The sequence below is a fragment of the Bifidobacterium pongonis genome (assembly GCF_019331805.1).
Classification (GTDB): Bacteria; Actinomycetota; Actinomycetes; order Actinomycetales; family Bifidobacteriaceae; genus Bifidobacterium; species Bifidobacterium pongonis.
This window is the reverse complement of record NZ_JAHBBE010000081.1, coordinates 1-1,153: the sequence shown is the minus strand read 5'-3', so window position 1 is coordinate 1,153 and position 1,153 is coordinate 1. Positions and strand designations below refer to the sequence as shown.

At 53.7% G+C, this 1,153-nt stretch carries 1 protein-coding gene; it reads left to right on the top strand.

Translation table 11 applies throughout. The features are described 5' to 3' along the window. Positions 1 to 492 precede the first annotated feature (492 nt). Entirely contained in the window at positions 493 to 1,026 is a 534-nt protein-coding gene (locus KIH75_RS10000; protein WP_219056552.1) for a hypothetical protein, read from the top strand. Positions 1,027 to 1,153: the final 127 nt, after the last annotated feature.

The following is a 1,153-nucleotide window of genomic DNA, read 5'->3' as shown; positions in this document are numbered from 1 at the left end:
TTCCGTCTCCTGGCTTCCAATCGCGGTTTTTTGTTTTGGCGAATGAAAATCGTACACAGGACGCGGGCCATGCCCTCCTGCGTCAGGGCCGGAATCCGAAAGTGCGCAAGATTTCGGACGTTATCGACCACTTACAAATCCTTCTCAATTGGGTACCATGTGTTTCAGATGCCTGTCAGATCAAGGACTTAGACCACCTCGATATGTCCCCAGAAGCACATCCTGCGGTTTCAGATGCCTGTCAGATCAAGGACTTAGACCACCTCGATATGTCCCCAGAAGCACATCCTGCGGTTTCAGATGCCTGTCAGATCAAGGACTTAGACCACCTCGATATGTCCCCAGAAGCACATCCTGCGGTTTCAGATGCCTGTCAGATCAAGGACTTAGACCACTTAATTTCTGCATTAGATTTTTATCCTTTTCGCCGCAACGAACGATTTGTCCGGTTAATGAGGGTGAAGCCAATAATCCAAGAAAAGGAACGAAATCATGGCAAGCATGGCGGAAAAGGAAATGGAAGCGAGCGTTGTGGAAGCCGGACAGACTGCACAGGACGACGCCGCGAAGGCCAGCCAGGGAGCATCGAGGACCGCCGCGAAAGAGCATCGCGACACCCCGGAAACCGCTCCGGAATCGTTCACCGATCCGATTACGGTGCCGGTGACATTGTCGGAAGGGCAGGCTGAGCATCATCATGTGCCGAAGGATTTCGTGTACGAATGTTCTTGCTATCCGCACACGTCGAACGCGGGCTTCGAAGTCGTATTGCCCGATGGATGCCGTGCGAACACATGGAGTCATATCAGCGATGCCGGTCATAACCATAAATTCCTGGTCTTCGCCATCGCATTGCGTCTCGATCTCAAGCTGCGTGACGAAGGCTGTCGCGCCGAAGTGTTCCCGGAATACGAGCGGCTGCGGAAGCTGAGGCATGAGGCCTTTGAAGCTAGGCGTGCCGAATACCGTCGCACCCATCCGGACGTGAGCGCCCAGCCGATGAAGGTGACGCTGATACACATCTGACGCTGCCGACGAAGACCCCGGTGAAGATCTAGGTGGTCGGAGTAACATTCACAAAAGCTGAGCCACGTAGGCTGTATATTCTACTCACCTGACGCTACATACGAAGAGGGTAGTGTCGTTCACGGGG

What these genes read in the sequence shown, in the direction of transcription:
- KIH75_RS10000 (WP_219056552.1), top strand. Translation starts at nt 493, where the DNA reads ATGGCAAGCATGGCGGAAAAGGAAATGGAAGCGAGCGTTGTGGAAGCC.